Below are 24,290 nucleotides of genomic sequence, written 5' to 3'. Positions count from 1 at the left end.
TTCCTGCGAGCGATTCCATGAAGAAACCGGCCCCCACCGTGACCCCCAACACGTGGGAGTTCCTGCGCGATCCGATGATCGCCCCGACGGGCTTCCGGGAATACGACGCGCGCTGGAAGTACCCCGACGACATCAACCTGCCGGGGATGACGGCCTTGGGCCTCGGGCTCGGCACGCAGATGCAGCGCCGCGGGATCGAGCCCGTCATCGCCGTCGCCAATGATTACCGGGACTATTCGCTCGCCATCAAGCACGCGCTGATCATCGGGTTGATGCAGGCCGGCATCAAAGTGCGCGACATTGGCCCCGCCCTGTCGCCGATGGCGTATTTTGCCCAGTTCCACCTCAACGCGCCGGCCGTCGCCATGGTCACGGCCAGCCACAACCCGAACGGCTGGACCGGCGTGAAGATGGGCTTCGAGCGCCCGCTGACGCATGGCCCCGACGAGATGGCCGAGCTCCGCGACATCGTGCTGCAAGGTCAGGGCGAGCCGCGCGAGGGTGGCGGCTACGAATTCGTCGACGGGGTGCGCGAGGCCTATCTTGACGACCTCGTGGGCGATTTCCGCATGTCGCGCGCCCTGAAAGTCGTCTGCGCCACCGGCAACGGCACCGCCTCGGCCTTCGCGCCGGAACTCTTCCGGCGCATGGGCGTCGAGGTGGTCGAAAGTCACAACCGGCTGGACTACACCTTTCCGAACTACAACCCGAACCCCGAGGCCATGGAGATGCTGCACGACATGGCGGCGACCGTGAAGGCCAGCGGTGCCGATCTGGCACTCGGCTTCGACGGCGACGGCGACCGGTGCGGGGTCGTGGACGACGAGGGCGAGGAAATCTTCGCCGACAAGGTCGGCGTCATCATGGCCCGCGACCTCGCCAAGCTGCACCCCGGCGCGACCTTCGTCGCGGACGTGAAGTCCACCGGTCTTTTCGCCTCGGACCCGGAGCTGATCCGGCACGGCATCAAGGCGGATTACTGGAAGACCGGGCATTCGCACATGAAGCGCCGGGTCAAGGCTCTGGGGGCGCTCGCCGGGTTCGAGAAGTCCGGCCACTACTTTCTCGCCGAACCGCTGGGACGCGGGTACGACTGCGGGATGCGCGTCGCGGTCGAGATCTGCAAGCTGATGGACCGCAATCCGGATATGTCGATGTCCGACCTGCGCCGCGCCCTGCCGCGCACCTTCTCGACGCCGACCATGTCGCCCTACGCCGCCGACACCGAGAAATACGCCATCCTCGAGCGCATCGTCGAGCGGCTGACCGCGCTTGCCGACGCGGGCGGCAGCATCGGCGGGCGCAGGATCGCCGAAGTGGTCACCGTCAATGGCGCGCGCGTGATCCTCGACAACGGCGGCTGGGGTCTGGTGCGGGCTTCGTCGAACACGCCGAACCTCGTCGTGGTCTGCGAAAGCCCCGAAAGCGAGGCGGAACTCCGCGCGATCTTTGCCGACCTCGATGCCGTGATCCGCACCGAACCGGGCGTCGGAGACTACGACCAGACCTTCTGAGGCGCCGTTTCGTCACGTCCCGTGCCTTCCGCGAGGTCTTTCGCGGAGGAACGCGATAGGCTATGGCGCCCACGATGAGCACCAACCCGCCAGACCTGCGTCCCGACCTCGCCCGCGCGAGCGTGACGGCCAATCTCCGCGACGGCCAGCCGACCATCGGCATGGTCTCGCTGGGCTGTCCCAAGGCGCTGGTCGACAGCGAACGCATCCTGACGCGCCTGCGCGCCGAGGGCTACGGCATCTCGCCCGATTACTCCGGCGCCGACGCGGTGATCGTGAACACCTGCGGCTTTCTCGACAGCGCCAAGGCCGAAAGCCTCGAGGCCATCGGCGAGGCGCTGAACGAAAACGGCCGGGTGATCGTGACCGGCTGCCTCGGCGCGGAACCAGAATACATCACCGGCGCCCATCCCAAGGTGCTCGCCGTGACCGGCCCGCACCAATACGAGCAGGTGCTCGACGCCGTACACGCGGCGGTGCCCCCCGCGCCCGATCCCTTCGTCGACCTGCTGCCGGCCTCGGGCGTTTCGCTGACGCCGAGGCATTACAGCTACCTGAAGATCTCCGAGGGCTGCAATCACAAGTGCAAGTTCTGCATCATCCCGGACATGCGGGGCCGGCTGCAATCGCGCCCCGCCCATGCGGTGATGCGCGAGGCCGAAAAGCTGGTGCAGAACGGGGTCAGGGAATTGTTGGTCATCTCGCAGGATACCTCGGCATACGGCGTCGATATCCGCCATGCCGAGGACCGCGGGCACCGGGCGCATATCACCGATCTCGCGCGCGATCTCGGCAGCCTCGGGGCCTGGGTGCGCCTGCATTACGTCTACCCCTACCCGCACGTGCGCCAGCTGATCCCGCTTATGGCCGAAGGTCTCGTGCTGCCATATCTCGACATTCCGTTCCAGCACGCGCATCCCGACGTCCTGCGGCGGATGGCGCGACCCGCCGCCGCGGCCAAGACCCTCGACGAGATCGCCGCCTGGCGTGACGTCTGCCCCGACCTGACCCTGCGCTCGACCTTCATCGTCGGCTACCCCGGCGAGACCGAGGCCGAGTTCCAGACCCTGCTCGACTGGCTCGACGAGGCGCAACTCGATCGGGTCGGCTGCTTCAAGTATGAAAACGTAGAGGGCGCACGCTCGAACGCGCTGCCCGACCATGTGCCGGAAGAGGTCAAACAGGAGCGCTGGGAGCGCTTCATGGCCAAAGCACAAGGTATCTCGGAAGCGAAGCTTGCCGCCAAGGTCGGCCGGACGCTCGAAGTCATCGTCGACGAGGTCGATGGCGACGCCGCGACCTGCCGCACGCAGGCGGATGCACCGGAAATCGACGGCAACCTCTTCATCGACGAAGGCCACGAGAAACTCGCCCCCGGCGATATCGTCTCGGTCACGGTGGACGAGGCTGGCGAGTACGATCTCTGGGGCCGCCTCGCCTGACGGCCTGCGCCGAATTTATCCACAACACATCGCAAAATCGGCGTGATGATGGACTGTGCACCATCCCATATCTAGTTGCTCGGGCTGAACACGGAACCAAATAGGCTTGTCCGCGTTCTGTCTTCAGTAATATCGCTTGCAATGTTCCACATTTGTTCTTATCTTATCCACAAGCGATGTTCCAAGATGAAGGAGCATGATTGTGTCCTACCAGCCCAAGATCCCCGGCCTTTTCGCCCCTGAACAGGGTGCTTTGCCCATCGGTGAGCCGCTGCCTGCAACCGAAAAGCAGGTGCGTTTCGCGCACCAGCTTGCGCTCCGCACGGGCGACAGTCTTCCCGAAGGCATCACGCGCAACCGGCAGGCCCTGTCCCGCTGGATCGACCAGCACAACGTCGCGGCAGGCCGCCGGCGCGTCCCGTCGGACCAGCCGTCTTCGAAGCAGGTCGCCTTTGCTGAGCGGATCGCCCGCATCCGGAGACGCGAGATCCCGCGCGAGTGCTTCCACGATCGCGGCCTGATGTCGAAGTGGATCGACAGCAACAAACCCTGAGTGGGTTGGTTCTAAAGCCCCGCTGCGGTGCGGCGCACGACCGCGATGCGTTGCGCATTCGGCGGGTGAGTCCCGAGGAAGCGGTCACCGGGATCCGGGATGCGGGTGAAGAATTGCGCGCCTCTGACCGGGTTGTACCCGGCCCGCGCGGAAATCACCGTGCCGAGCGCATCGGCCTCGAGTTCGAAGTTCTTCGAATAGCTCCGCGCGCCCAGTTGCGCTCCCGTGCGCTGGGCATTCTCGACATCAGCCTGTCCTCCGCCCAGCAGCACCGCGACGCTGCCCGCGATCACCGCGCCCGCGACGGCGTTCTGCTGCTGGCGTGCAAGGTGGCCGGCGATATGATGCGCGGCCTCGTGGCTCATCACGAACGCCATTTCGTCGACGTTGCGCGCATCCGCAATCAGGCCCAGAGTGAACGCGATCACCGGTCGGCCCGACTTGTCCAGCGTCTGGTAGGCGTTGGCCGGCTGGCCGCGCCGGTCGTCGACGACGATCAGGAAATCGCAGTTCACGCCGCGGGTACGTCCGCGGCATTCGCGCTCGGCAACCGGCTCCACGCGGCGCACCACCTGCACGAAATTCCGTGCGGCCTGGTTCGCGGTCAGCTGCCGGCCCGCGTCCGCTGCCGCGGGCCGCTGCTGCGGTGCCGGCGCCGGTGCGGGGCCCGTCGAGACGCCGCAGGCGGACAGAAGTGCGACAATCGCGAGTCCGGCCAGTGCTTTGACTGTCATGACAAGGGATCCTCGATACGGTTTACCGCCCATGTTCTAGCACGTCGCTGGCGCTGAGCCACCACCATCACGCAGCCTTGTTGTCCTCTTGCAATGCCGTCCGGCGGGCGTAGTGTGTGCCAATGTTTACCATCGAGCATGAATTCGACGCGACCGTCGTGACCCTTGTCGACGACGGATCGGCACCGCTGCAGGAAGACGTGATCGTGCACGCCACCGAAAGCGCAATCCTGCTCAACCAGTACGACGCACGCAACGACCGGACGGTGTCGATCACGCTCTCGCCGGAACAGTGGCGCGATCTCGTGGCCGCACTGAACCTGCCCGAAGGCGTCTACCGCGCGAAATGACCACCCGCGGGGACAGTCTTCCCCGCGCAACTTCCGAAGGACGGCCCCATGGCACAATCATCCCAGATCAGAACCTGGTTCGAGGGCCGCTGGCGCGACGGCGACGTGGCGATCATGAAGGCCGCCGATCATGGCGCCTGGCTCGGCTCGACGGTCTTCGACGGCGCCCGGATGTTTTCGGGGCTGGTCCCTGACCTGGAGGCGCATTGCGCCCGCGTGAACCGCTCGGCCGAGGCGATGATGCTCAAGCCGACCGTCACCGTCGACGAGATGATGGAAATCGCGCGCGAGGGTCTCAAGACCTTCGATGCCGAAACGGCAGTCTACATCCGCCCGATGTACTGGGCCGTGGACGGCAACGACACCGCGATCGTGCCGCTGGAGGAAAGCACGCGCTTCGCGCTCTGCCTCGAAGCGATCCCGATGGCGCCACCCGATGCGGCGACCACGCTGGCGATGACGCGGTTCCGGCGTCCGGTGCTGGAAAGCAGCGTGGTGGATGCAAAGGCAGGCTGCCTCTATCCCAACAATGCCCGGATGATCGCCGAGGTGCGCGCGCGCGGCTTCGGCAATGCGCTGGTCGCCGACGCGATGGGCAACGTCGCGGAATCGGCCACCTCGAACGTCTTCATGATCAAGGACGGCGAAGTCTTCACACCGATCCCCAACGGCACCTTCCTCGCCGGCATCACCCGCGCGCGCCACATCGCCAACATGCGGAGCGACGGCATGACCGTGCATGAGACGGTGATGAGCTTCGAGGATTTCCACGGCGCGGACGAGGTGTTCCTGTCCGGCAACATGTCCAAGGTAACCGCCGTTAAGGCTTTCGAGGACACGCAGTACCAGGCCGGTCCAGTGACGCGGAAGGTGCGCGAAATGTACTGGGACTGGGCCGCGTCGCAACGGCTCTGAACGGCGGTCCAGTTAGCGATTGCGCGCCCGGGCGTCGCCCGGCATGATCGCCGCGCGAAGGGGAAGAAGACCGATGCGCAAGTTTCTCGTGGTCCTGGACGACAGCCGGGAATGTCTTAACGCGATGCGCTTTGCGGCGATGCGGGCGGCCAAGACCGGCGGCGGGGTCGAGATCATCTCGATCATTCCCCCGGATGAATTCAACCACTGGATCGGTGTCGGCGAAGTGATGCGTGAAGAGGCGCGCGAGCGCATCGAGGTGCATTTCGAGGTCTTCGCAAAGTGGATGCGCGACCGGCAGGGCGTGGACCCCGAGCTTGTTATCCGCGAGGGCGAGGCGGTGGACGAGATCATGGCGCAGATCCGGGACGATCCGGAGATCGGCGTTCTTGTGCTGGGCGCCGGCACCGACAAGAAGGGCCCCGGGCCACTGGTGACGCAGCTGTCGCGCAACTCGGGCGGCCTGCCGGTTCCGATCACGATCGTCCCGGGCAACCTCAGCAAGGAACGGCTCGAAGCGATCACCTGACGGCCCGGCCGACCCCGAAAAATTCGAATTTTCCGGACCGTTTTCTTGCAAGAAAACGGGGTGGCGCGCCGGACCTTCGGGTTGGCCTGAATGGTTGGCGCACCAAGCAGTTTAGAATCGTTCCAAACCTTGACTTGTGCGTCCGGGATCCGCATATCTGGCACAAGCTCAGGAGGCGCAGACATGTTCATCCAGACCGAATCCACGCCGAACCCGGCGACGCTCAAGTTCCTGCCCGGCCAGACGGTGCTGGAGATGGGCACCGCGGATTTCCCGACCTCCGAGACAGCCGGCGATTCGCCGCTGGCAAGCCGCCTCTTCGCGGTCGACGGTGTGACCGGCGTGTTCTTCGGCACCGATTTCGTGACCGTCACCAAGGCCGAAGCCGTTGAGTGGGATCATCTCAAGCCGGCCCTGCTGGGTGCGATCATGGAGCATTTCCAATCCGGTCAGCCCGTCATGTCCGGCGACCACGCTCCCGCGTCCGGCCATGCCGAGCACAGCGGCGAGGACGGCGCGATCGTGAACCAGATCAAGGAGTTGCTAGACAGCCGCGTGCGACCGGCGGTGGCCCAGGACGGCGGCGACATCACGTTCCACGGCTTCGACCGCGGCGTGGTCTACCTGCACATGCAGGGTGCCTGTGCCGGTTGCCCGTCCTCGACCTTGACGCTGAAGATGGGCATCGAGAACCTGCTGCGCCACTACATCCCCGAGGTGACCGAGGTACGCCCGGTTGCCTGACGGGGCGCCACTCGTTCTTGCCTTCGACACATCGGCCGCGCATTGCGCGGCCGCTTTGCTCTGCGGCGACCGCATCCTGTCCGAGGTCCGCAAAGAGATGGACCGCGGCCAGGCCGAACGGCTGCTGCCGCTCTGCGCCGACCTTCTGCGCGCAGAAGGCCGCACGCTGGCCGAGCTCGACGCCATCGGCGTCGGTGTCGGCCCCGGCAACTTCACCGGCATCCGCATCGCGGTCTCGGCAGCGCGCGGTCTGGCCCTGGGGCTGGGTATCCCCGCCGTCGGCGTCTCGGCCTTCGAGGCCCTGCGTTTCGGTCACGACGGTCCCTGTGCCTGCGCCGTCGCCGCTCCGCGCGGCATGGTCTACGTGCAGGTCTACGGCGCCGACGGCCTCCGTCCGCCCGTACTCGTCGGCACGGGCGACTTCCCGCGGCACGACGGGCCGCTGATCGGCGCTGGCGGCCAGCCGCCGGTCCACGGACCCGCAGCTTCGATAGCCCACGTCGCCCGCGCGCGGTTCGAAACCGAAACCGCCCGGCCTGCGCCGCTCTACCTTCGGCCCGCCGACGCCGCCCCGGCCCGCGACCTGCCGCCCGAGATCCTGCCGTGACGCCATCCGAGATGGCGCGCATCCACCGCGCGGCCTTCCGTGCCGACCGCGCGTGGTCGCAGGCGGAGTTCGCGCAGCTCCTGACCGGGTTCGGTGTTCGATCCTTCGCGCTCGAGGACGGGTTCGCCCTCGGTCGCCAGGTCCTCGACGAGAGTGAGCTTCTCACCATTGCCGTTCATCCGGTGGCGCAGGGCCGGGGCATCGGGCACAGACTTGTGAACCTATGGCTCGCGGACGCATCGCAAGGCGGCGCGACGCGGGCGTTTCTCGAGGTGGCAGCCGACAATCACCCCGCACGACAGCTTTACGCGGCCCACGGCTTTCGCGAGACCGGCCGGCGCGCGGGCTATTACGGGCGCGACGGCGATGCCTCTGTCGACGCCCTGCTGATGTCGCGTGCCTTACCTGACGGCGCAGGCCCGGAATCCCCTGTCAGGGCGTCAAAAACCGGTTGACCCCACGCGTCTCATACGCGCTAAACTGCCCGGGATCAGATTGCATCTGCTCGATACCGGACCCGGCCGAGAGACACGCCCCGGCAAGGGACCCAAAAAACCTGAACCTGGGAGACAACCACATGACCCTGATGAAGAAACTGCTCGGCGCCGGCGCCGCTCTGGCCCTGTCCGCCGCTGGCGCGCTGGCCGAGCCGGCCCTCATCTTCGACCTCGGCGGCAAGTTCGACAAGTCGTTCAACGAAGCCGCCTTTACCGGCGCCACGCGCTGGGCCGAAGAGACCGGCGAAAGCTTCCGCGAGATCGAGCTTCAGTCCGAAGCCCAGCGCGAACAGGCCCTGCGCCGTTTCGCCGAGGCCGGCGCCAACCCCATCGTGATGACGGGCTTCGCCTTCGGCGACGCGCTCGGTCAGGTCGCGGGCGACTATCCCGAGACCGATTTCGTGATCATCGACATGGTCGTGGACGCGCCCAACGTGCGGTCGGTCGTCTTCAACGAGCATGAAGGCTCGTACCTTGTCGGCATGCTGGCCGCGCGGGCGTCCGAATCCGGCACCGTCGGCTTCATCGGCGGCATGGACATCCCGCTGATCCGCAAGTTCGCCTGCGGCTACGCGCAAGGCGTCAAGGCGATCAACCCCGACGCGACGATCATCGCAAACATGACCGGCACCACGCCGGCGGCCTGGAACGACCCGGTGAAGGGGTCGGAACTGACCAAGGCGCAGATCAGCCAGGGCGCGGACGTGGTCTATGCCGCGGCCGGCGGCACCGGCGTCGGCGTGCTGCAGACCGCCGCCGACGAGGGCATCCTGTCGATCGGCGTGGACAGCAACCAGAACTACCTGCATCCCGGCAAGGTCCTGACCTCGATGATGAAGCGCGTCGACAACGCGGTCTACGACGCGATGAAGGACGGCCCGGGCATGGAGAAGGGCATCAACGTCATGGGCATCGCCAACGGCGGCGTCGGCTACGCGATGGACGAGAACAACAAGGATCTCGTTTCCGAGGATATGGTCTCCGAGGCCAACGCGGCCGCCGAGAAGATCGCTTCGGGCGAGCTCGAGGTGCACGACTACATGGCAGACGACAGCTGCCCGGCCCTGAGCTTCTGAGCTCGCGCCAATGGTGCAGACTGAAATCACGGGGCGGGCGGAGACGGCCGCCCCGGCGATCGAACTGAAAGGCATCTCGAAGGCCTTCGGCCCGGTCCAGGCCAACAAGGACATCTCGATCCGCGTGGCGCCCGGCACGATCCACGGGATCATCGGCGAGAACGGTGCCGGCAAGTCGACGCTGATGTCGATCCTCTACGGTTTCTACAAGGCCGATGCCGGCGAGATCTGGATTTCCGGCAAGAAGACCGAAATTCCCGACAGTCAGGCCGCGATCGCGGCCGGCATCGGCATGGTGTTCCAGCATTTCAAGCTGGTCGAGAACTTCACCGTGCTCGAAAACATCATTCTCGGCGCCGAGGACGGCGGGCTGCTGCGGCCGTCGCTCGCCAAGGCGCGGAAAACGCTCTTGGAACTCGAACACGAATACGGGCTCAACGTGAACCCGGACGCGGTCATCCAGGACCTCGGCGTCGGCATGCAGCAGCGCGTCGAGATCCTCAAGGCGCTCTACCGCCAGGCCGACATCCTGATCCTCGACGAGCCCACCGGAGTGCTGACCCCGGCCGAGGCCGACCAGCTTTTCCGCATCCTCCATCGCCTGCGCGAAGAAGGCAAAACGATCATCCTGATCACCCACAAGCTGCGCGAGATCATGGAGGCGACCGACACGGTCAGCGTCATGCGCCGCGGCGAGATGACCGCGACCGTCAAGACCGCCGAGACCTCGCCGGCCGAACTGGCCGAGCTGATGGTCGGGCGCAAGGTTCTGCTGCGCGTCGACAAGAAGCCCGCCACACCGGGCGAAGTCGTGCTCGACGTGCGTAACCTGCGGGTTACCGACGAAAAGGGTGTCGAACGGCTCAAGGGCATCGACCTGCAGGTCCGCGCGGGCGAGATCGTGGGCATCGCCGGCGTCGCCGGAAACGGCCAGTCCGAACTGCTCGAAGTGCTCGGCGGCTACATGGAAGGCAAAGGCGAGGTCTTCGTGAACGGCAAGCCGATCCCGCTGTCGGGCTCCGGCTCGGACGGCCAGGCGCGCCGGCGCGACGGTATCGCGCACGTGCCCGAGGATCGCCAGCGCGAAGGCCTGATCATGGACTTCGCGGCCTGGGAAAACACCGCCTTCGGCTACCACCTCGACCCGGCCTACCAGTCCGGCGTGCTGATGAATAATGCCGTGATCCGGTCCGAGACCGAGGAGAAGATGAAGCGTTTCGACGTGCGCCCGCCGGACCCGGCACTGGCAGCCAAGAACTTTTCGGGGGGCAACCAGCAGAAGATCGTGTTGGCCCGCGAGATCGAACGCAACCCCGACCTGCTGCTGGTCGGCCAGCCGACCCGCGGCGTCGACATCGGCGCCATCGAATTCATCCACCAGCAGATCGTGGCCCTGCGCGACGAGGGCAAGGCAATCCTGCTGGTCTCGGTCGAACTCGACGAGATCCTGAGCCTGTCGGACCGCGTGGCGGTCATGTTCGACGGCGTGATCATGGGCGAACGGCTTTCGTCCGAGACCGACGAGAAGGAACTCGGCCTGCTGATGGCCGGGGTGGAGGCCTGACATGGACGTGATGCCGAGATGGGCCGAGGTGGTCCTTGTTCCGCTGATCTCGTTGTTCCTTGCAGCGATCCTGTCGGCCCTCGTGATCCTCGCCATCGGTGAGGACCCGATCGCGGCGGTGAATCTCATGGTGTCCGGAGCGCTCGGGTCCAGCTACGGCTGGGGCTACACGCTCTACTACGCGACCAACTTCATGTTCACCGGCCTCGCCGTGGCCATCGCCTTTCACGCGCGCATGTTCAACATCGGCGGCGAAGGGCAGGCGATGCTGGGCGGGCTCGGCGTTGCGCTCGCCTGTCTCTTCATCCCCTGGCCGCACTGGACCATCGCTCTGGTAGGGGCGACGGTCATGGCAGCGCTTTTCGGGGCGGCCTGGGCGGCGATCCCGGCCTATCTTCAAGCCAAGCGCGGCAGCCATATCGTCATCACGACGATCATGTTCAACTTCATCGCCGCGGCCTTCCTGAACTACATGCTGGTCAACATGCTGCGCCCCGCGGGCAGCATGGACCCGGCCACCGCACGTTTCCCCGAAGCAACCAAGCTTCCGACCCTGCAGGACCTGATGGGCACCTTCGGGCTCGAGATGTTCAAGGGCGCGCCGGCGAATGTCTCGCTTTTCGTGGCCGTCGCCGCCTGCGTGTTCCTATGGCTGCTGATCTGGCGGACCAAGCTCGGCTACGAGATCCGGGCCTACGGCAAGTCGGAAAGCGCGGCCCGCTACGCCGGTATCTCGCCGGTGCGCATCATCATGGTCTCGATGCTGATCTCGGGTGCCCTGGCCGGCATGATGGCGATCAACAACGTCATGGGCGAGGCCGAGCGGCTGGTGCTCAACTCGACCGAAGGTGCAGGCTTCATCGGCATTGCCGTGGCGCTGATGGGCCGCAGTCACCCGCTGGGCGTCTTTCTCGCCGCGATCCTCTTCGGTTTTCTCTACCAGGGCGGCGCGGAACTGGCGCTCTGGACGACGATCCCGCGCGAGTTGATCGTGGTCATCCAGGCGCTGGTGATCCTGTTCACCGGGGCGCTCGACAACATGGTGCGGATGCCGCTTGAAAGCTACTTCCTCGCCCGGCGCCGGAGGAAAGCCTGATGGACCTCCTTGCCCTCGTCGACCTCTCCGTTCTCGACAGCACCGTCCGGCTTGCCACGCCGCTGCTGCTGGCCTGCCTGGCGGGTCTTTTCAGCGAGCGCGCCGGCATCTTCGACATCGGCCTCGAAGGCAAGATGCTGGCCGCGGCCTTCTTCTCGGCCGCGGTTGCCGCGATCACCGGCTCGGTCTGGCTTGGCCTTCTGGCCGGGATCGCGGCATCGATGCTGCTGGCCGGTCTGCACGGCGTCGCCTCGATCACCTTCCGCGGCAACCAGCTGATCTCGGGCGTGGCGATCAACTTCCTCGCCGCGGGACTGACCGTGCTCGTGGCACAGGACTGGTTCAGCCAGGGCGGACGGACGCCGTCGCTGGTCGGTGGCGGGCGGTTCGAGCCGATCACCCTGCCCTTCGCGGACGCGCTGCGCGACGTGCCGCTGATCGGCCCGATCTATCACGAACTGATCTCCGGCCACTCGATCCTCGTCTATCTCGCCTTCCTCTGCGTCCCGGCGACCTGGTGGCTGCTGTTCCGCACCCGGTTCGGCCTGCGCCTGCGCGCTGTCGGCGAGAATCCGGCGGCCGTCGACACCGCAGGCGTCTCGGTGGTGGGGCTGCGCTTTGCCGCCGTTGCGATCTGCGGGATGCTGTGCGGCATCGCGGGTGCCTACCTCGCCACCGGGCTGCAGGCGGGTTTCGTCAAGGACATGACCGCCGGGCGCGGGTTCATCGCGCTTGCGGCGCTGATCTTTGCCAAGTGGCGCCCCTGGCACGCGCTCTGGGCGACGCTGCTGTTCGGTTACCTGCAGGCAATCGCCCTGCGACCGGACATCATCGAGGGCGCGCTCGGGTTCAAGGTGCAGGTCCAGCTTCTCGACGCCCTGCCCTACATCCTGACCGTCATTATCCTCGCAGGCTTCGTCGGCAAGGCGATCCCGCCACGCGCCGGCGGCGAACCCTACGTGAAGGAACGCTAGGGATAAGGCCAGTTCCGGAATTTCTGCGGTCCTGTTCGCTGCAGGGCAGCAGACCACGTTGATTTTGCAGCGGGGACGGGTCTAACACTAGACATGCAGATCTACCTCCCGATTGCCGAAGTCTCGGTCAACGCCTTCCTGATCCTCGGGCTCGGCGGGCTGGTCGGGGTGCTCTCGGGCATGTTCGGTGTCGGTGGCGGCTTCCTGATCACGCCCCTGCTGTTCTTCGCCGGCATTCCGCCGGCGGTCGCGGTCGCGACCTCGACCAACCAGATCGTCGCCTCCTCCTTCTCGGCGCTGCTTGCCCATCTCAAGCGCAAGACCGTGGACATACCGATGGGCGTGGTTCTGCTGATCGGAGGTCTGATCGGATCGGGCCTTGGGATCATCGTCTTCAACCATCTCAAGTCACTGGGCCAGGTCGATCTGCTGGTCAAGCTCTGCTACGTGGTCTTTCTCGGGGTCATCGGCGGGCTGATGTTCATCGAGTCGATCAACGCGATCCGCAAGACCCGCAGCGGCAAACCTCCGGCGCGCAAGAAGCACAACTGGATTCACGGGTTGCCCTTCAAGATGCGTTTTCGCGTGTCGGGTCTCTACATCTCGGTGATCCCGCCGCTTCTCGTCGGCATGCTGGTCGGGGTGCTGGCGGCGATCATGGGCGTCGGGGGCGGCTTTATCATGGTGCCTGCGATGATCTACCTTCTGGGCATGCCCACGAAGGTCGTCGTCGGGACGTCGCTCTTCCAGATCATCTTCGTGACAGCCTTCACGACGATGCTGCATGCCACCACCAACTACACCGTAGACATCGTCCTGGCGCTTCTGTTGCTGGTCGGCGGCGTCATAGGCGCGCAGTTCGGGACCACCATCGGGCTGAAGATGAAGGCCGAGCAGCTGCGTGTTCTGCTGGCCAGCATGGTCCTGCTGGTCTGCGGCAATCTCGCGCTCGACCTGCTGCTCGAGCCGTCCGAAATCTACTCGCTCAGCATGGACGGCCAGTGATGAGCCGCTGGCGCGCCCTGCTCCTCGGTCTGCTGCTGGCGGCGCCCGCAACGGCCCAACAGGCGCCTGCGCCGGAAGAGGCGGTGGTCCTGGGGCTCAGCCGCGACACGGTGTCGATCACGACCAACTTCGACGGCTCCGAGATCCTGATCTTCGGCGCGGTCAAACGCGAAACCCCGATCCCCACGGATACCGAGCTGGGCGTTGTCGTGACCGTCTCGGGCCCGTCCCTGCCGGTCCGGGTCCGGCGCAAGGCGCGGCGTTTCGGGATCTGGGTCAACACCGACGTGGTGGAGGTTGATCGCGCGCCGAGCTTCTATGCCGTTGCGACCAGCGGCCCATTGTACGACGTGCTGAGCTACGTCGAGGACCTGCGCCACAAGGTCTCGATCCCCCGCGCCATCCGCTCGGTCGGCGCGCCCTCGCACATCCAGGATTCCCCCTCCTTCACCGAAGCGCTGATCCGCATCCGCAAGGACCAGGAGGTCTACAAGGTGGCCGAGGGCACGGTTTCAGTCGACGAGCAGACGCTGTTTCGAACCTCGATCGAGATGCCCGCCGCCCTGACCGAAGGCAACTACGTCACGCGCATTTTCCTCACGCGGTCGGGCGACGTGGTATCGAGCTACGAGACCACGATCTACGTCCAGAAGGTCGGACTGGAGCGCTGGCTGTTCCAGCTGTCGCGCGAACAACCGGCGATCTACGGCGTGCTGTCGCTGGTGCTTGCCATCGCCGCGGGCTGGGCGGCCTCCGCCGCCTTCCGCTTCATCCGCTCGTAAGGCTCAGCCGCGCCCGATATAGGGCATCGTCGTCGCCATGACGGTCATGAACTGAACGTTCGCTTCGGGTGGCAGCGTGGCCATGTGCAGCACCGCTCGGGCCGCGTGGGCCACGTCCATCGTCGGCATGTCCGGTGTCTTTTCCTTCAGCGCGGCCACGATGTCGGTTTCGGCATTGCCGATGTCGATCTGCCCGCAGGCGATGTCGAACGGCCGACCGTCGAGCGACAGGCTGCGCGTCAGGCCGGTAATGGCATGCTTGGTCGTCGTGTAGCAGACCGAACCGGGCCGCGGCCGATAGGCCGAAATCGAGCCGTTGTTGATGATGCGCCCACCTTGCAGGTCTTGGCGGCGCATCCGCCCGAAAGCGAGCTGCGCCGCGATGAACATGCCGCCGACATTGACCGACAGAACCTGCTGCCAGTCCGCAATCGGGATCTCGTCGATCGGCCCGGCGGTGCCGAAAAGACCGGCGTTGTTGAACAGCGCATCGAGGCGCCCGAAGCGCTCGAAGGCGTCGGCCATCGCCTCCGCATCGGTCACGTCGGCGGGCAGGATCACGGCGCTGTCATGGCCCGCCGCGATCTCTTCGAGCAGGTCGGCACGGCGCGCGATCAAACCGACCCGCCAGCCTTCGGACAGGAACAGCTCGGCGGTGGCGCGACCGATCCCGGAACTCGCGCCGGTGACGATGATGGACTTCATTGCAGATCCTCCGGCTGGGTCAGGGAAAGCGGCGCGGCGGGCACCGCCTTCAGATCGTCGACCTGCAGCGCCTGCGTCGGTTTAGACAGGCGGTTGCGCACCACCCAGATCAGCCGGTCCTGCGCGCGGGTGATCGCCACGTAGGCAAGGCGTTTCCAGAGCGGTTGACCGGCCTCGACTCGCCCCATGCGCGCGGCAGCCCAGAGATCGGGCGCGAAGACCTGCACCGTGTCCCATTGCGAGCCTTGCGCCTTGTGAATGGTCACCGCCGCGCCATGCAGGAAGACCGCACCCATGTGGGCTGCGAAAGGGATGAAGGGTTCTTCCTCATCGGGCTTTTCGATCTTGACGATGGAGGCGGCCGAGACCTGCGGATCCTCGGCCCCAATGACGTGCAGGCGCGAGAAGCCGGGGCGCTTTCCGGGCCCGAGATAGACCACTTGCGCGCCCTTGATCAGCCCCCGCGCCTCGAGGTCGAGCCGTTTCTTGCGATGCTTGAGCGGCAGTTCCAGCCCGTCGCAGATCAGCGGCTCGCCCTCCAGCAGCGCCGTCTCGGGCGCGCCGTAGACCGAGCGAAACGCGTTGATCAGGCGGATGCGCGTGGCATTGCGCCAGACCAGCACTGGGCTGCGGGCCATCAGGTCGACCTCGACGCGCTGACCCCAGACCACGCGCTCGTCACGGGTTGCGGCCTCTTCGACCATGCGTTCGAAAGCTTCGAAACCCATGTCCGGATCGCCCAGCGCATGGGCAAGGTCGAGGATCGGGTTGTCCGCCTCCTGCCGGAACACCCGGTTCAGCGTCAGCACGCGCGGCGCCGGCAGCCGGTCGAAGACCATCGCCCCGGACTGGTTGACCGGGGCGAGCTGCGCCGGATCACCGAAAAGCAGCAAGGTCGGGAAAATCTCCTTGAGATCCTCGAACTGGCGGTCGTCGAGCATCGAGGCCTCGTCGACGAACCCGATATCGAGCGGTTCCTCGCGGCGTTTCCAGCCGGTGATGAAATCCGACCCGCGCAGCCCCGCCGCAGCGAGCGCCCCGGGGATCGAACTGTTGGTGGCGTAAAACGCAGCGGCCCGGTCGAGCGCCGTTTCGGTTAGCCCCTCGATCTCGGGGCGCTCACCGTTGCCGGTCAGCCATTCGGCGATCCGTTCGTATTCGGGATCGTAGACCGGGGTGTAGAGGATGCGGTGGATCGTGGTCGCCGGAACACCGCGCAGACGCAGGACCGAGGCCGCCTTGTTGGTCGGCGCGAGGATCGCCAGGCTGCGCTTGTCCTTGCGCTTGCGGCTTTCGTAGTCGCCCGACACGACCTCGACGCCGGCCTCCTTCAACGCGCCGTAGAGCTGCGACAAAAGCAGTGTCTTGCCCGATCCGGCCTTGCCGGTCACGGCCATCACGGACGTGTCCGAACCGCGCGGCGGGGTCAGCAACTGGTCGTCGAGGTCGATGCCTGCGCCGCGGAGCATCTCGGCCACGGCATCATAGGCCGTGGCCTGGTCATCGGAGAATTGCAGCGCCGGTATCGTCATGGCGCGACCCTAGAGGAGGTCCGCGCCATGGGCCAGTGTCCGCTCAGCCGGCGAGGCAAAGCTCTCGGCTGGGTGTGACGGGCGCGCGGCCGAAGGCGCGGTCGAACCACAGACGCGACAGCTCGCGGGAGACGCCGGCGCGTGCAGCGACCCGATCCTGCGCCGCGCCCGAGAAGCTCCAGAGGCCCACGGCGATCCTGTCGCGCCCCTCACCCTCGCTGCCCAGAACCTCGGGGCTGGCGCCGATCATCCGGTAGATGCGCACCATCCGGCTGTCGAAGACGCCGACGAAATGCTCGACGGCGAAGTTCTGCATGATCTCGCCACCACCCAGCATCAGTGCCGCGGCGACCTTGCTGGGCGCCGCGCGGTTCAGGCAGAAGCGGGTGCATTCCCAGATCAGCGGCGAAACGATGGTGCCGCCGCCCATCAGGTGGCGGAAATGATCGTTGACCATCGTACGCTCGGTGGTGGGAAGAAATCGCATCGAGCCGCCGTGGCTCCCGTCCGGCAACTCCCAGATCACGTAGAGCGGGTTCAACGCGTCGTAATCGTCGCGCTCCTCGCCGGCCGCGTCGACCGAAACGCTCCAACCGAGACGCGCGCGGAACTGATCGGCCCGGTCCCGGAACATGCTTTGTGCAAGCTTGGGGTGCAGGTGAAGCTGGTCGGCATAGATGTAGCGAAGCATGGCGGGTGTCCTTCGTCCATTTGGGCTGCGGGTATGGACAAAGCGTTAGGACAGGGCACGTTAATGCCCTGCGACCGCCACGCGCGGCTAGGTTACGCTCCGCTCAGGATTGCAGCGGGCGTCAGACCACGATCAGCCCGCGGCTCAGGGCGCGGGCGACGGCGTGGGTGGTGTTCAGCGCGCCGAGCTTGAAGCGGGCGCTTTCGATGTAGACCCTGAGCGTGTGCTCGGAAATCGACAACGTGTCGGCGACCTGCGCACGGCTATATCCGATCGCCAGCAGCGTCATCGCATCGACCTCGCGCGGCGAGAGGGCGTGGGGGTCCGATGCGACCTTGTCGGGTTCAAACTCCAGCGCCTTCTCGTTGAAGAAATGCGCGATCAGGATCAGTTCGCGTCGATTCTTCTCGGTGAATGCGGCCCAGGTCTCGTCGTCGCAGGTGTGGTTCACCGTGAACAGCGCGAACTGGCCGTTGGGGCCGCGTATCGGGATCGAAAACCCCTGCGTGCCCAGCCCATATGTCATTGCCTCTGCCTGGAATGCCTTCACTGCCTTTGCCGACCAGTCCAGACTTTTCCAGTCGACGGGATGAAAGCGTTGGAAACATCCCACGATAACCGGATCGATCCGCTGGTAGTTCATCTCGATGTAACGTGCGGCCCATTCCAGGGGGTAGTTCCCGCAGCCCCTCTGGTCGCCCGCCGAGTCGACCCAGTGATAGACCATGAAATCGACGCCGAAATGAACCCGCAGGGCGTCGATGGCGGCCTGCATGCCGTCAAGCGTGTCGGCCTGCTCCAGCTCCTCCAAAATCGCTTCCACCGTTGCGTTCTTCAACATGTGCGTTGCCCTGCATCTTGTCATGGAGCGCCGCAATCTCGGCCAGCGCGACGATTGCCGTATCGTCAAGCTGCTCGGCCAGAACCGGAAGATCGTTCGCGGTCGCAAAGGTCTTCAGGTCGGTGAGGACGTCGAGTATCCAGTCGCTTCGCATGACAGGCTCGCCTTTCAGGGGTTAATGAAGATTTAACGCAACTCTAACATGGCCGGATTGGCCTTGAATATTCGCATTTATTTATTCCCCCGAAATGGCGAGGCAGCTTTTGGCCAAGTGCTTGATTCCAAACAAAATGACAACCTACGCGAGAAAACACCCGCGAACCGGCTTCATGATTCGCGGGTGCCTTGGTGGTGTCGCGGCAACTGCCGATCTGTCCGAAGCGGTCAGCCCTTGGCGTCGAGCGCGTCTCCGAGGGTGCGCAACCCCGTGACCGGAGCCTGCACAAGCACCGACATGTTCCCGGGCTTGTGCTCGTTGCGCATCATCTTCATGTGCGCTTGCGGCAGGTCGGTCCAGTTGAAGACCTCAGACATGCACGGGTCGAGCCTGCGCTCGAGCATCAGCCGGTTCGCCGCAGAGGCCTGCTTGAGATGGGCGAAGTGGCTGCCCTGCAGGCGCTTCTGGTGCATCCACATGTAGCGCACGTCGAAGGTCAGGTTGAAACCGCTGGTGCCGGCGCAGATCACGACCATGCCGCCCTTCTTCACCACGAAGGTCGAGACCGGGAAGGTCGCCTCGCCGGGGTGCTCGAAGACCATGTCAACGTTCACGCCCTTGCCGGTGATGTCCCAGATCGCCTTGCCGAACTTGCGCGCTTCGGTGAACCAGGCCGCGTACTCGGGCGTGTTCACGGTCGGCAGCTGCCCCCAGCAGTCGAAATCGCGCCGGTTGATGACGCCCTTCGCCCCAAGGTCCATCACGAACTGGCGCTTGCTTTCGTCCGAGATCACGCCGATAGCGTTGGCCCCGGCGGTGTTGATGAGCTGGATCGCGTAGGAGCCGAGGCCGCCCGAGGCGCCCCAGACCAGCACGTTCTGACCCGGCTTCAGGTCATGCGGTTCGTGCCCGAAGAGCATCCGGTAGGCGGTCGCCAGGGTCAGCGTGTAGCAGGCGCTCTCCTCCCAGGTCAGGTGCTTGGGCCGCGGCATCAGCTGCTGGCTCTGGACCCGGGTGAACTGGGCAAAGGAACCATCGGGCGTCTCGTAGCCCCAGATGCGCTGGCTTGACGAATACATCGGGTCGCCGCCGTTGCATTCCTCGTCGTCGCCGTCGTCCTGGTTGCAATGCACCACGACCTCGTCGCCGACCTTCCAGCGCGTGACCTTGTCGCCCACCGCCCAGACGATGCCCGAAGCGTCGCTGCCGGCGATGTGGTAGGGCTCCCCGTGGCCGTCGAAAGGACTGATCGGCACACCGCGCGCTGCCCAGACGCCGTTGTAGTTGATGCCTGCGGCCATCACCAGCACCAGCACGTCCTGGCTGTCGAGCGTCGGCACGTCGACGACCTCTTCCAGCATCGCCGTGTCGGGGTCGCCATGGCGTTCGCGCCGGATCGCCCAGGCGTACATCTTGGGCGGCACGTATCCCATCGGGGGGATCTCCCCGACGGCATAGAGTTCCTTCTCGGGCGCCTCGTATGGGGCGATGCTGGTATCCAGTGCCATGACAGTCTCCTGAAATCATCCTGTGCCGCGACGCAGAATCGTGACCTTCTCAGATCGGGATACGGGGATGCGCGCAATATTGCAACCCGTGTCTAGGCAAAATTGAAATTTTATAACCGAGCGGTTGCAGCAATCTTATTTGCTGTCGCAGCATCCGGCGGATCGGCCTCGAAGTGATGGGCGATGGAATTCGCGTAGAAGCGCACCTTGTGCTCCTGCCCCGGCAGGATCGAGATTCCTTCCGGTTCGACGGCGATCACCTTGTTGCCGCGCAGCTTGTTGATCGCGAAGGCCATCGCGTCGTCGCGCTCGCCTTCCGGCCCGCCGAGAAAAAGCGGACCGAGTTGCCGCGCCATCTGCGACACCTGGTCGGCGAGGTCGTCGCGGGACACGGGGCCGTCTGCCGCATCCAGCGCATACGCAAGCAGCGGAATGTAGAGACCAGGCATGGTGTCTCGAATCCGATCTATCAGCTCGTCGCCAAGAAGCTCCACCGGCCGGTCGGGCCCGAAAACGTTCAGCGACAATGGCTCGCCGAAGACCACCGCGGCCGCACCGAAGCGCGAGTAGTGTCCGCGAAGCGCCTGCCCCATCTTGCGCAGGAGATAGCGTGCGATCACCGTCACCCGGGCGCCGAAGCGCCGGTCGCCGCGGAGCCCCGCGGCGATCAGCACATTGTCCTCCAGGACCCGGTCGTAATTGATCGCCACCGGCATGAAGACGACGTCGCGGCCCACGGGTTCATGCCCGTCGACCACGTAGGACAGCAGGCCAAGCTTCGGCGGCGCGACGCGGCCGTCGAGGCTGAGCCCGCCCTCGGGGAAGATCCCCTGCGACACGCCGCCCGCGATCGCCATCTGAACGTAACGGGCCAGTACCTTGCGATAGAGCGCGCCGCGCGACTTGCGCCGGATGAAGTAGGCACCCATCGAGCGGATCAGTCCCGAAAGAGGCCAGACCCGGGCCCACTCACCCACCGCATAGGACAGCGCCGACAGTTCGCCAGCAAGGTAGGTTACCAGCACGTAATCCATGTTGGAGCGGTGATTCATCACGAATACGACCGTGGCATCCTGCGGCACGGATCGCAGGCGGGCCTCGTTTTCGGCCCCGGTGCGCACCGAGAACAGGGTCTTGGCAAGCAACCGCGAGGCGCGAATGCCGAAGCTGAAATAGGCGACGGCGCTGAAACTGGGGACGATCTCGCGGGCATAGTCCGTCGCCTTTTCGAAGGCCACGTTCTCGGGCACGTCGTGTTCACGTGCGTAGTTGACGATCTCGGCCATCACCTGCGGGTCGTAGATCAGGCGCTGGATCATGTCGTGTCGCCGGGCCAGCTTGAACGGCTCGATGGGCCGGGCAAGCCGCCGGTTCAGGCGTCGTACGCCGCGTTCGAGGCGGCGCCGGAAGAACCAGCGCACGGACGGAAACAGGAAATGCGACGCAAAGGTCACCATCGCGAAGAGCACGATCAGGACGAAAAGCCACAAGGGAAGCTGGACCGTCTGCGTCATGGGCAAAGCGTGACAGGGGCGGGCGGACAGGTAAACATGGATTTGTGCTGCCGACATCCTCCCGGAATGCGGGCCCGCAGAGCGCGTGCAGCGAAACGCCGCAAGTTCGCCGCAACGCGGCGAATTGACAGCGCCATAAAATTCCAAGTATCTCTGCCTTTGAGAAATAAAGTTGCGCGTCCGATTCTGACGAGGAGCAGCATGACCCAACCGACACGTGATAGGCCGTGGCTCATCCGGACCTACGCCGGACACTCGACCGCCGAGGCGTCGAACGCGCTTTATCGCGCAAACCTCGCCAAGGGTCAGACCGGGCTTTCCGTGGCCTTCGACCTTCCGACCCAGACCGGGTACGACAGCGACCATGTGCTTGCCCGTGGCGAGGTCGGCAAGGTAGGCGTTCCGGTCAGCCACCTCGGCGACATGCGCGCTCTGTTCCGGGATATCCCGCTGGAACAGATGAACACCTCGATGACGATCAATGCCACGGCCCCTTGGCTTCTGGCGCTCTACATCGCCGTGGCCGAGGAGCAGGGTGCGGATGTCGCGACGCTGCAGGGCACGGTGCAGAACGATCTGATCAAGGAGTATCTCAGCCGCGGCACCTACATCTGCCCGCCGAAGCCATCGATGAAGATGATCGCGGACGTGGCCGAGTATTGCTATGCCCATGTGCCGAAATGGAATCCGATGAACGTCTGCTCCTACCATCTGCAGGAGGCTGGAGCCACGCCCGAGCAGGAGCTGGCCTTTGCCCTCGGCACGGCGACTGCAGTGCTCGACGCTCTGCAACCGCGCGTTCCGGAGGCGGATTTCCCGGCGCTGGTCGGGCGCATTTCGTTTTTCGTGAACGCGGGCATTCGTTTTGTCACCGAGATGTGCAAGATGCGCGCTTTCGTCGATCTGTGGGACGAGATCTGCCGCGAACGCTACGGGGTCGAGGACGCGCGCTACCGCCGCTTCCGCTACGGGGTCCAGGTCAACTCGCTGGGCCTGACCGAGCAGCAGCCCGAGAACAACGTCTACCGCATTCTGATCGAGATGCTGGCCGTGACTCTGTCCAAGAAGGCACGCGCGCGTGCGGTGCAGCTTCCGGCCTGGAACGAGGCGCTCGGCCTGCCGCGGCCCTGGGATCAGCAGTGGTCGATGCGCATGCAGCAGATCCTGGCTTACGAGACCGACCTGCTGGAATTCGACGATCTCTTCGACGGCAACCCGGCGGTGGACGCCAAGGTCGAGGCGCTGAAGGAAGGCGCCCGGGCCGAACTGGCCAACCTCGCCTCGATGGGCGGCGCGGTCGAGGCCATCGACTACATGAAGGGGCGCCTTGTCGAAAGCAACGCCGAGCGGCTGAACCGCATCGAGGCTGGCGAGACGGTCGTGGTCGGCGTCAACAAGTGGCAACAGGGCGAGACCTCGCCGTTAATGAGCGGGAACGGCGACATCATGGTGGTCGATCCGGCAGTCGAGGCCGCGCAGGTGGCTTCCTTGCAGGCGTGGCGCGCCGAACGCGACGACGCGGCGGTCGCCAAGGCGCTGAACGACCTGCGGGCAGCGGCGAAAGACGGGCGCAACATCATGGAGCCGTCGATCGCGGCGGCAAAGGCCGGTGTGACGACGGGTGAGTGGGCCGCCGAGATGCGCGCGGCCTTCGGCGAGTATCGCGGGCCGACCGGCGTGTCGAAATCGCCGTCGAACAGGACCGAGGGGCTGGATGATCTGCGCGCGTCGGTGGACGCGGTCAGCGACCGGCTCGGGCGGCGGCTGAAGTTCCTCGTCGGCAAACCCGGCCTCGACGGCCATTCGAACGGCGCCGAGCAGATCGCAGTGCGCGCCCGCGACTGCGGCATGGATATCGCCTACGAAGGCATCCGCTTGACCCCGGCGGAAATCGTCGCGGCGGCGCAGTCGGAAGGCGCGCATGTCGTGGGGCTGTCGATCCTGTCGGGATCGCACATCCCGCTGGTCGAGGACCTGATGGAGCGCCTGCGTGCCGAGGGAATGGGCGGTCTGCCGGTCGTTGTCGGCGGGATCATTCCCGAAGAAGACGCGCGCCGCCTGCGCGCGATGGGCGTGGCACGGGTCTACACACCCAAGGATTTCGAGCTCAACACCATCATGTCGGACATCGTGACGCTCGCCGATCCCGAGGCCGTCGCGGCGGAATAGAACGCGACACCCGGGCAACCCTTGTCCCCGTGACACCGGAGAGGCAGATTGGCGCAATGCAGACGACGCGGGAGCACGCCACATGACTGTCCATATCGGTGCCAAGCCGGGCGAAATCGCCGAAACCGTTCTCATGCCAGGCGACCCCTATCGGGCGCGCTGGGCGGCGGAGACCTTTCTCGAAGACGCGCAACTGGTCAACGAGGTGCGCGGCATGCTGGGCTTCACCGGCACCTGGAAGGGCAATCGCGTCACGATCCAGGGCTCGGGCATGGGGATGCCGTCGCTGTCGATCTATGCCAATGAGCTGATCCGCGACTACGGCGCTCAGACCCTGATCCGGATCGGATCATGCGGCGGGATGCAGGCGCATGTCGGCATCCGCGACGTGGTGATCGCGATGACGGCCAGCACCATCACATCACCGTCGAGCGGCATCTTCCGCGAGCTGAACTTCGCGCCCTGCGCCGACTGGTCGCTGCTGAGAGCCGCCGTCCGCGCCGCAGAGGCGCGGTCGGTCACGACGCATGTCGGCGGGATCTATTCGTCGGACGTGTTCTATGCCGAGCGACCCGACCTCGACGAGCAGATGGTGCGTCACGGAATCCTCGGGGTCGAGATGGAGGCGGCAGAGCTTTACACGCTGGCAGCACGGCACCGGCGTCGGGCGCTTGCCGTGCTGACGGTCAGCGATCACCTTCAGACCGGCGAGGCGCTGCCCTCGGAAGATCGCGAACGCAGCTTCGGCGACATGGTCGAGATCGCGCTCGAAGCGGCGTTCGCCTGACCGC

The 24,290-nt window shown here is 65.5% G+C and carries 25 protein-coding genes; 17 read left to right on the top strand and 8 right to left on the bottom strand.

Annotated features, from left to right (window positions below; translation table 11 throughout):
• Positions 1-17: 17 nt before the first annotated feature.
• The 3 genes from R5H30_RS14000 to R5H30_RS13990 all read left to right on the top strand — a co-directional run bounded on the left by R5H30_RS14000 (position 18) and on the right by R5H30_RS13990 (position 3,509).
• Entirely contained in the window at positions 18-1,514 is a 1,497-nt protein-coding gene (locus R5H30_RS14000) for a phosphomannomutase/phosphoglucomutase (protein ID WP_318329073.1), read from the top strand.
• A gap of 74 nt (positions 1,515-1,588) precedes the next feature.
• Positions 1,589-2,956, top strand: coding sequence for a 30S ribosomal protein S12 methylthiotransferase RimO (rimO, locus tag R5H30_RS13995; RefSeq protein WP_318329072.1), 1,368 nt, complete (start codon positions 1,589-1,591; stop codon positions 2,954-2,956).
• A gap of 202 nt (positions 2,957-3,158) precedes the next feature.
• A complete protein-coding gene (locus R5H30_RS13990; protein ID WP_318329071.1) occupies positions 3,159-3,509 on the top strand; it encodes a hypothetical protein in 351 nt (116 codons plus the stop codon).
• Positions 3,510-3,520: 11 nt separating this feature from the next.
• On the opposite strand, the gene R5H30_RS13985 is transcribed toward R5H30_RS13990, so the two are convergent.
• Complete coding sequence (locus tag R5H30_RS13985) at positions 3,521-4,243, bottom strand: M48 family metalloprotease (protein ID WP_318329070.1); 723 nt, start codon at positions 4,241-4,243, stop codon at positions 3,521-3,523.
• Positions 4,244-4,365: 122 nt separating this feature from the next.
• On the opposite strand from R5H30_RS13985, the gene R5H30_RS13980 reads away from it, so the two are divergent.
• The 12 genes from R5H30_RS13980 (at position 4,366) to R5H30_RS13925 (ending at position 14,382) form a co-directional block, all read left to right on the top strand.
• Positions 4,366-4,593 (top strand): DUF8831 family protein, encoded by a 228-nt coding sequence (locus R5H30_RS13980; protein ID WP_318329068.1) that lies wholly within the window; start codon positions 4,366-4,368, stop codon positions 4,591-4,593.
• A gap of 48 nt (positions 4,594-4,641) precedes the next feature.
• Complete coding sequence (locus tag R5H30_RS13975; protein WP_318329067.1) at positions 4,642-5,508, top strand: branched-chain amino acid aminotransferase; 867 nt, start codon at positions 4,642-4,644, stop codon at positions 5,506-5,508.
• A gap of 73 nt (positions 5,509-5,581) precedes the next feature.
• Entirely contained in the window at positions 5,582-6,037 is a 456-nt protein-coding gene (locus R5H30_RS13970) for a universal stress protein (protein ID WP_318329066.1), read from the top strand.
• A gap of 183 nt (positions 6,038-6,220) precedes the next feature.
• Positions 6,221-6,781 carry a NifU family protein gene (locus R5H30_RS13965; RefSeq protein ID WP_318329065.1) on the top strand — a complete coding sequence of 187 codons (561 nt, stop codon included), beginning with the start codon at positions 6,221-6,223 and terminating at the stop codon, positions 6,779-6,781.
• Positions 6,774-7,388 (top strand): tRNA (adenosine(37)-N6)-threonylcarbamoyltransferase complex dimerization subunit type 1 TsaB, encoded by a 615-nt coding sequence (gene tsaB / locus R5H30_RS13960; protein ID WP_318329063.1) that lies wholly within the window; start codon positions 6,774-6,776, stop codon positions 7,386-7,388. The genes R5H30_RS13965 and tsaB overlap by 8 nt, the downstream gene beginning before the upstream one ends.
• A gap of 11 nt (positions 7,389-7,399) precedes the next feature.
• Positions 7,400-7,843, top strand: coding sequence for a GNAT family N-acetyltransferase (locus R5H30_RS13955; protein WP_318329062.1), 444 nt, complete (start codon positions 7,400-7,402; stop codon positions 7,841-7,843).
• Between the two features lie 122 nt (positions 7,844-7,965).
• Complete coding sequence (locus R5H30_RS13950; protein WP_318329061.1) at positions 7,966-8,961, top strand: BMP family lipoprotein; 996 nt, start codon at positions 7,966-7,968, stop codon at positions 8,959-8,961.
• Between the two features lie 13 nt (positions 8,962-8,974).
• Positions 8,975-10,525: an ABC transporter ATP-binding protein gene (locus tag R5H30_RS13945; RefSeq protein WP_318329060.1), complete on the top strand. Its 1,551-nt coding sequence runs from the start codon at positions 8,975-8,977 to the stop codon at positions 10,523-10,525.
• Between the two features lies 1 nt (position 10,526).
• Positions 10,527-11,621: an ABC transporter permease gene (locus R5H30_RS13940; RefSeq protein ID WP_318329059.1), complete on the top strand. Its 1,095-nt coding sequence runs from the start codon at positions 10,527-10,529 to the stop codon at positions 11,619-11,621.
• Positions 11,621-12,595: an ABC transporter permease gene (locus R5H30_RS13935; protein WP_318329058.1), complete on the top strand. Its 975-nt coding sequence runs from the start codon at positions 11,621-11,623 to the stop codon at positions 12,593-12,595. The genes R5H30_RS13940 and R5H30_RS13935 overlap by 1 nt, the downstream gene beginning before the upstream one ends.
• A gap of 93 nt (positions 12,596-12,688) precedes the next feature.
• The gene (locus R5H30_RS13930; protein WP_318329057.1) at positions 12,689-13,600 is read left to right on the top strand and encodes a sulfite exporter TauE/SafE family protein; all 912 of its coding nucleotides are present in this window, start codon (positions 12,689-12,691) and stop codon (positions 13,598-13,600) included.
• Entirely contained in the window at positions 13,600-14,382 is a 783-nt protein-coding gene (locus R5H30_RS13925) for a TIGR02186 family protein (RefSeq protein ID WP_318329056.1), read from the top strand. The genes R5H30_RS13930 and R5H30_RS13925 overlap by 1 nt, the downstream gene beginning before the upstream one ends.
• Before the next feature lie 3 nt (positions 14,383-14,385).
• On the opposite strand, the gene R5H30_RS13920 is transcribed toward R5H30_RS13925, so the two are convergent.
• The 7 genes from R5H30_RS13920 to R5H30_RS13890 all read right to left on the bottom strand — a co-directional run bounded on the left by R5H30_RS13920 (position 14,386) and on the right by R5H30_RS13890 (position 21,330).
• A complete protein-coding gene (locus tag R5H30_RS13920; protein WP_318329055.1) occupies positions 14,386-15,087 on the bottom strand; it encodes an SDR family oxidoreductase in 702 nt (233 codons plus the stop codon).
• On the bottom strand, positions 15,084-16,619 hold the full coding sequence (locus R5H30_RS13915; RefSeq protein ID WP_318329054.1) for an ATP-dependent DNA helicase: 1,536 nt from the start codon (positions 16,617-16,619) through the stop codon (positions 15,084-15,086). Before R5H30_RS13915 ends, R5H30_RS13920 begins: the two co-directional genes overlap by 4 nt.
• A gap of 43 nt (positions 16,620-16,662) precedes the next feature.
• Entirely contained in the window at positions 16,663-17,310 is a 648-nt protein-coding gene (locus R5H30_RS13910) for an acyl-homoserine-lactone synthase (RefSeq protein WP_318329053.1), read from the bottom strand.
• Positions 17,311-17,431: 121 nt separating this feature from the next.
• Positions 17,432-18,151, bottom strand: a complete 720-nt coding sequence (locus R5H30_RS13905) for a helix-turn-helix transcriptional regulator (RefSeq protein WP_318329052.1) — start codon at positions 18,149-18,151, stop codon at positions 17,432-17,434.
• Complete coding sequence (locus tag R5H30_RS13900) at positions 18,090-18,305, bottom strand: hypothetical protein (RefSeq protein ID WP_318329051.1); 216 nt, start codon at positions 18,303-18,305, stop codon at positions 18,090-18,092. Before R5H30_RS13900 ends, R5H30_RS13905 begins: the two co-directional genes overlap by 62 nt.
• A 230-nt stretch (positions 18,306-18,535) precedes the next feature.
• On the bottom strand, positions 18,536-19,816 hold the full coding sequence (ccrA, locus tag R5H30_RS13895) for a crotonyl-CoA carboxylase/reductase (RefSeq protein ID WP_318329049.1): 1,281 nt from the start codon (positions 19,814-19,816) through the stop codon (positions 18,536-18,538).
• 110 nt (positions 19,817-19,926) lie between these two features.
• A complete protein-coding gene (locus R5H30_RS13890; protein ID WP_318329048.1) occupies positions 19,927-21,330 on the bottom strand; it encodes a 1-acyl-sn-glycerol-3-phosphate acyltransferase in 1,404 nt (467 codons plus the stop codon).
• A gap of 201 nt (positions 21,331-21,531) precedes the next feature.
• On the opposite strand from R5H30_RS13890, the gene R5H30_RS13885 reads away from it, so the two are divergent.
• Positions 21,532-23,499 (top strand): methylmalonyl-CoA mutase family protein, encoded by a 1,968-nt coding sequence (locus tag R5H30_RS13885; RefSeq protein WP_318329047.1) that lies wholly within the window; start codon positions 21,532-21,534, stop codon positions 23,497-23,499.
• Between the two features lie 82 nt (positions 23,500-23,581).
• Positions 23,582-24,286 carry a purine-nucleoside phosphorylase gene (deoD, locus tag R5H30_RS13880; protein ID WP_318329046.1) on the top strand — a complete coding sequence of 235 codons (705 nt, stop codon included), beginning with the start codon at positions 23,582-23,584 and terminating at the stop codon, positions 24,284-24,286.
• Positions 24,287-24,290 lie beyond the last annotated feature (4 nt).

Origin of the sequence: Roseobacter sp. FCG-D35, assembly GCF_033436665.1 — a bacterium.
Taxonomy (GTDB): domain Bacteria; phylum Pseudomonadota; class Alphaproteobacteria; order Rhodobacterales; family Rhodobacteraceae; genus JAWQFO01.
This window is presented reverse-complemented; position numbering and strand designations above follow the sequence as displayed.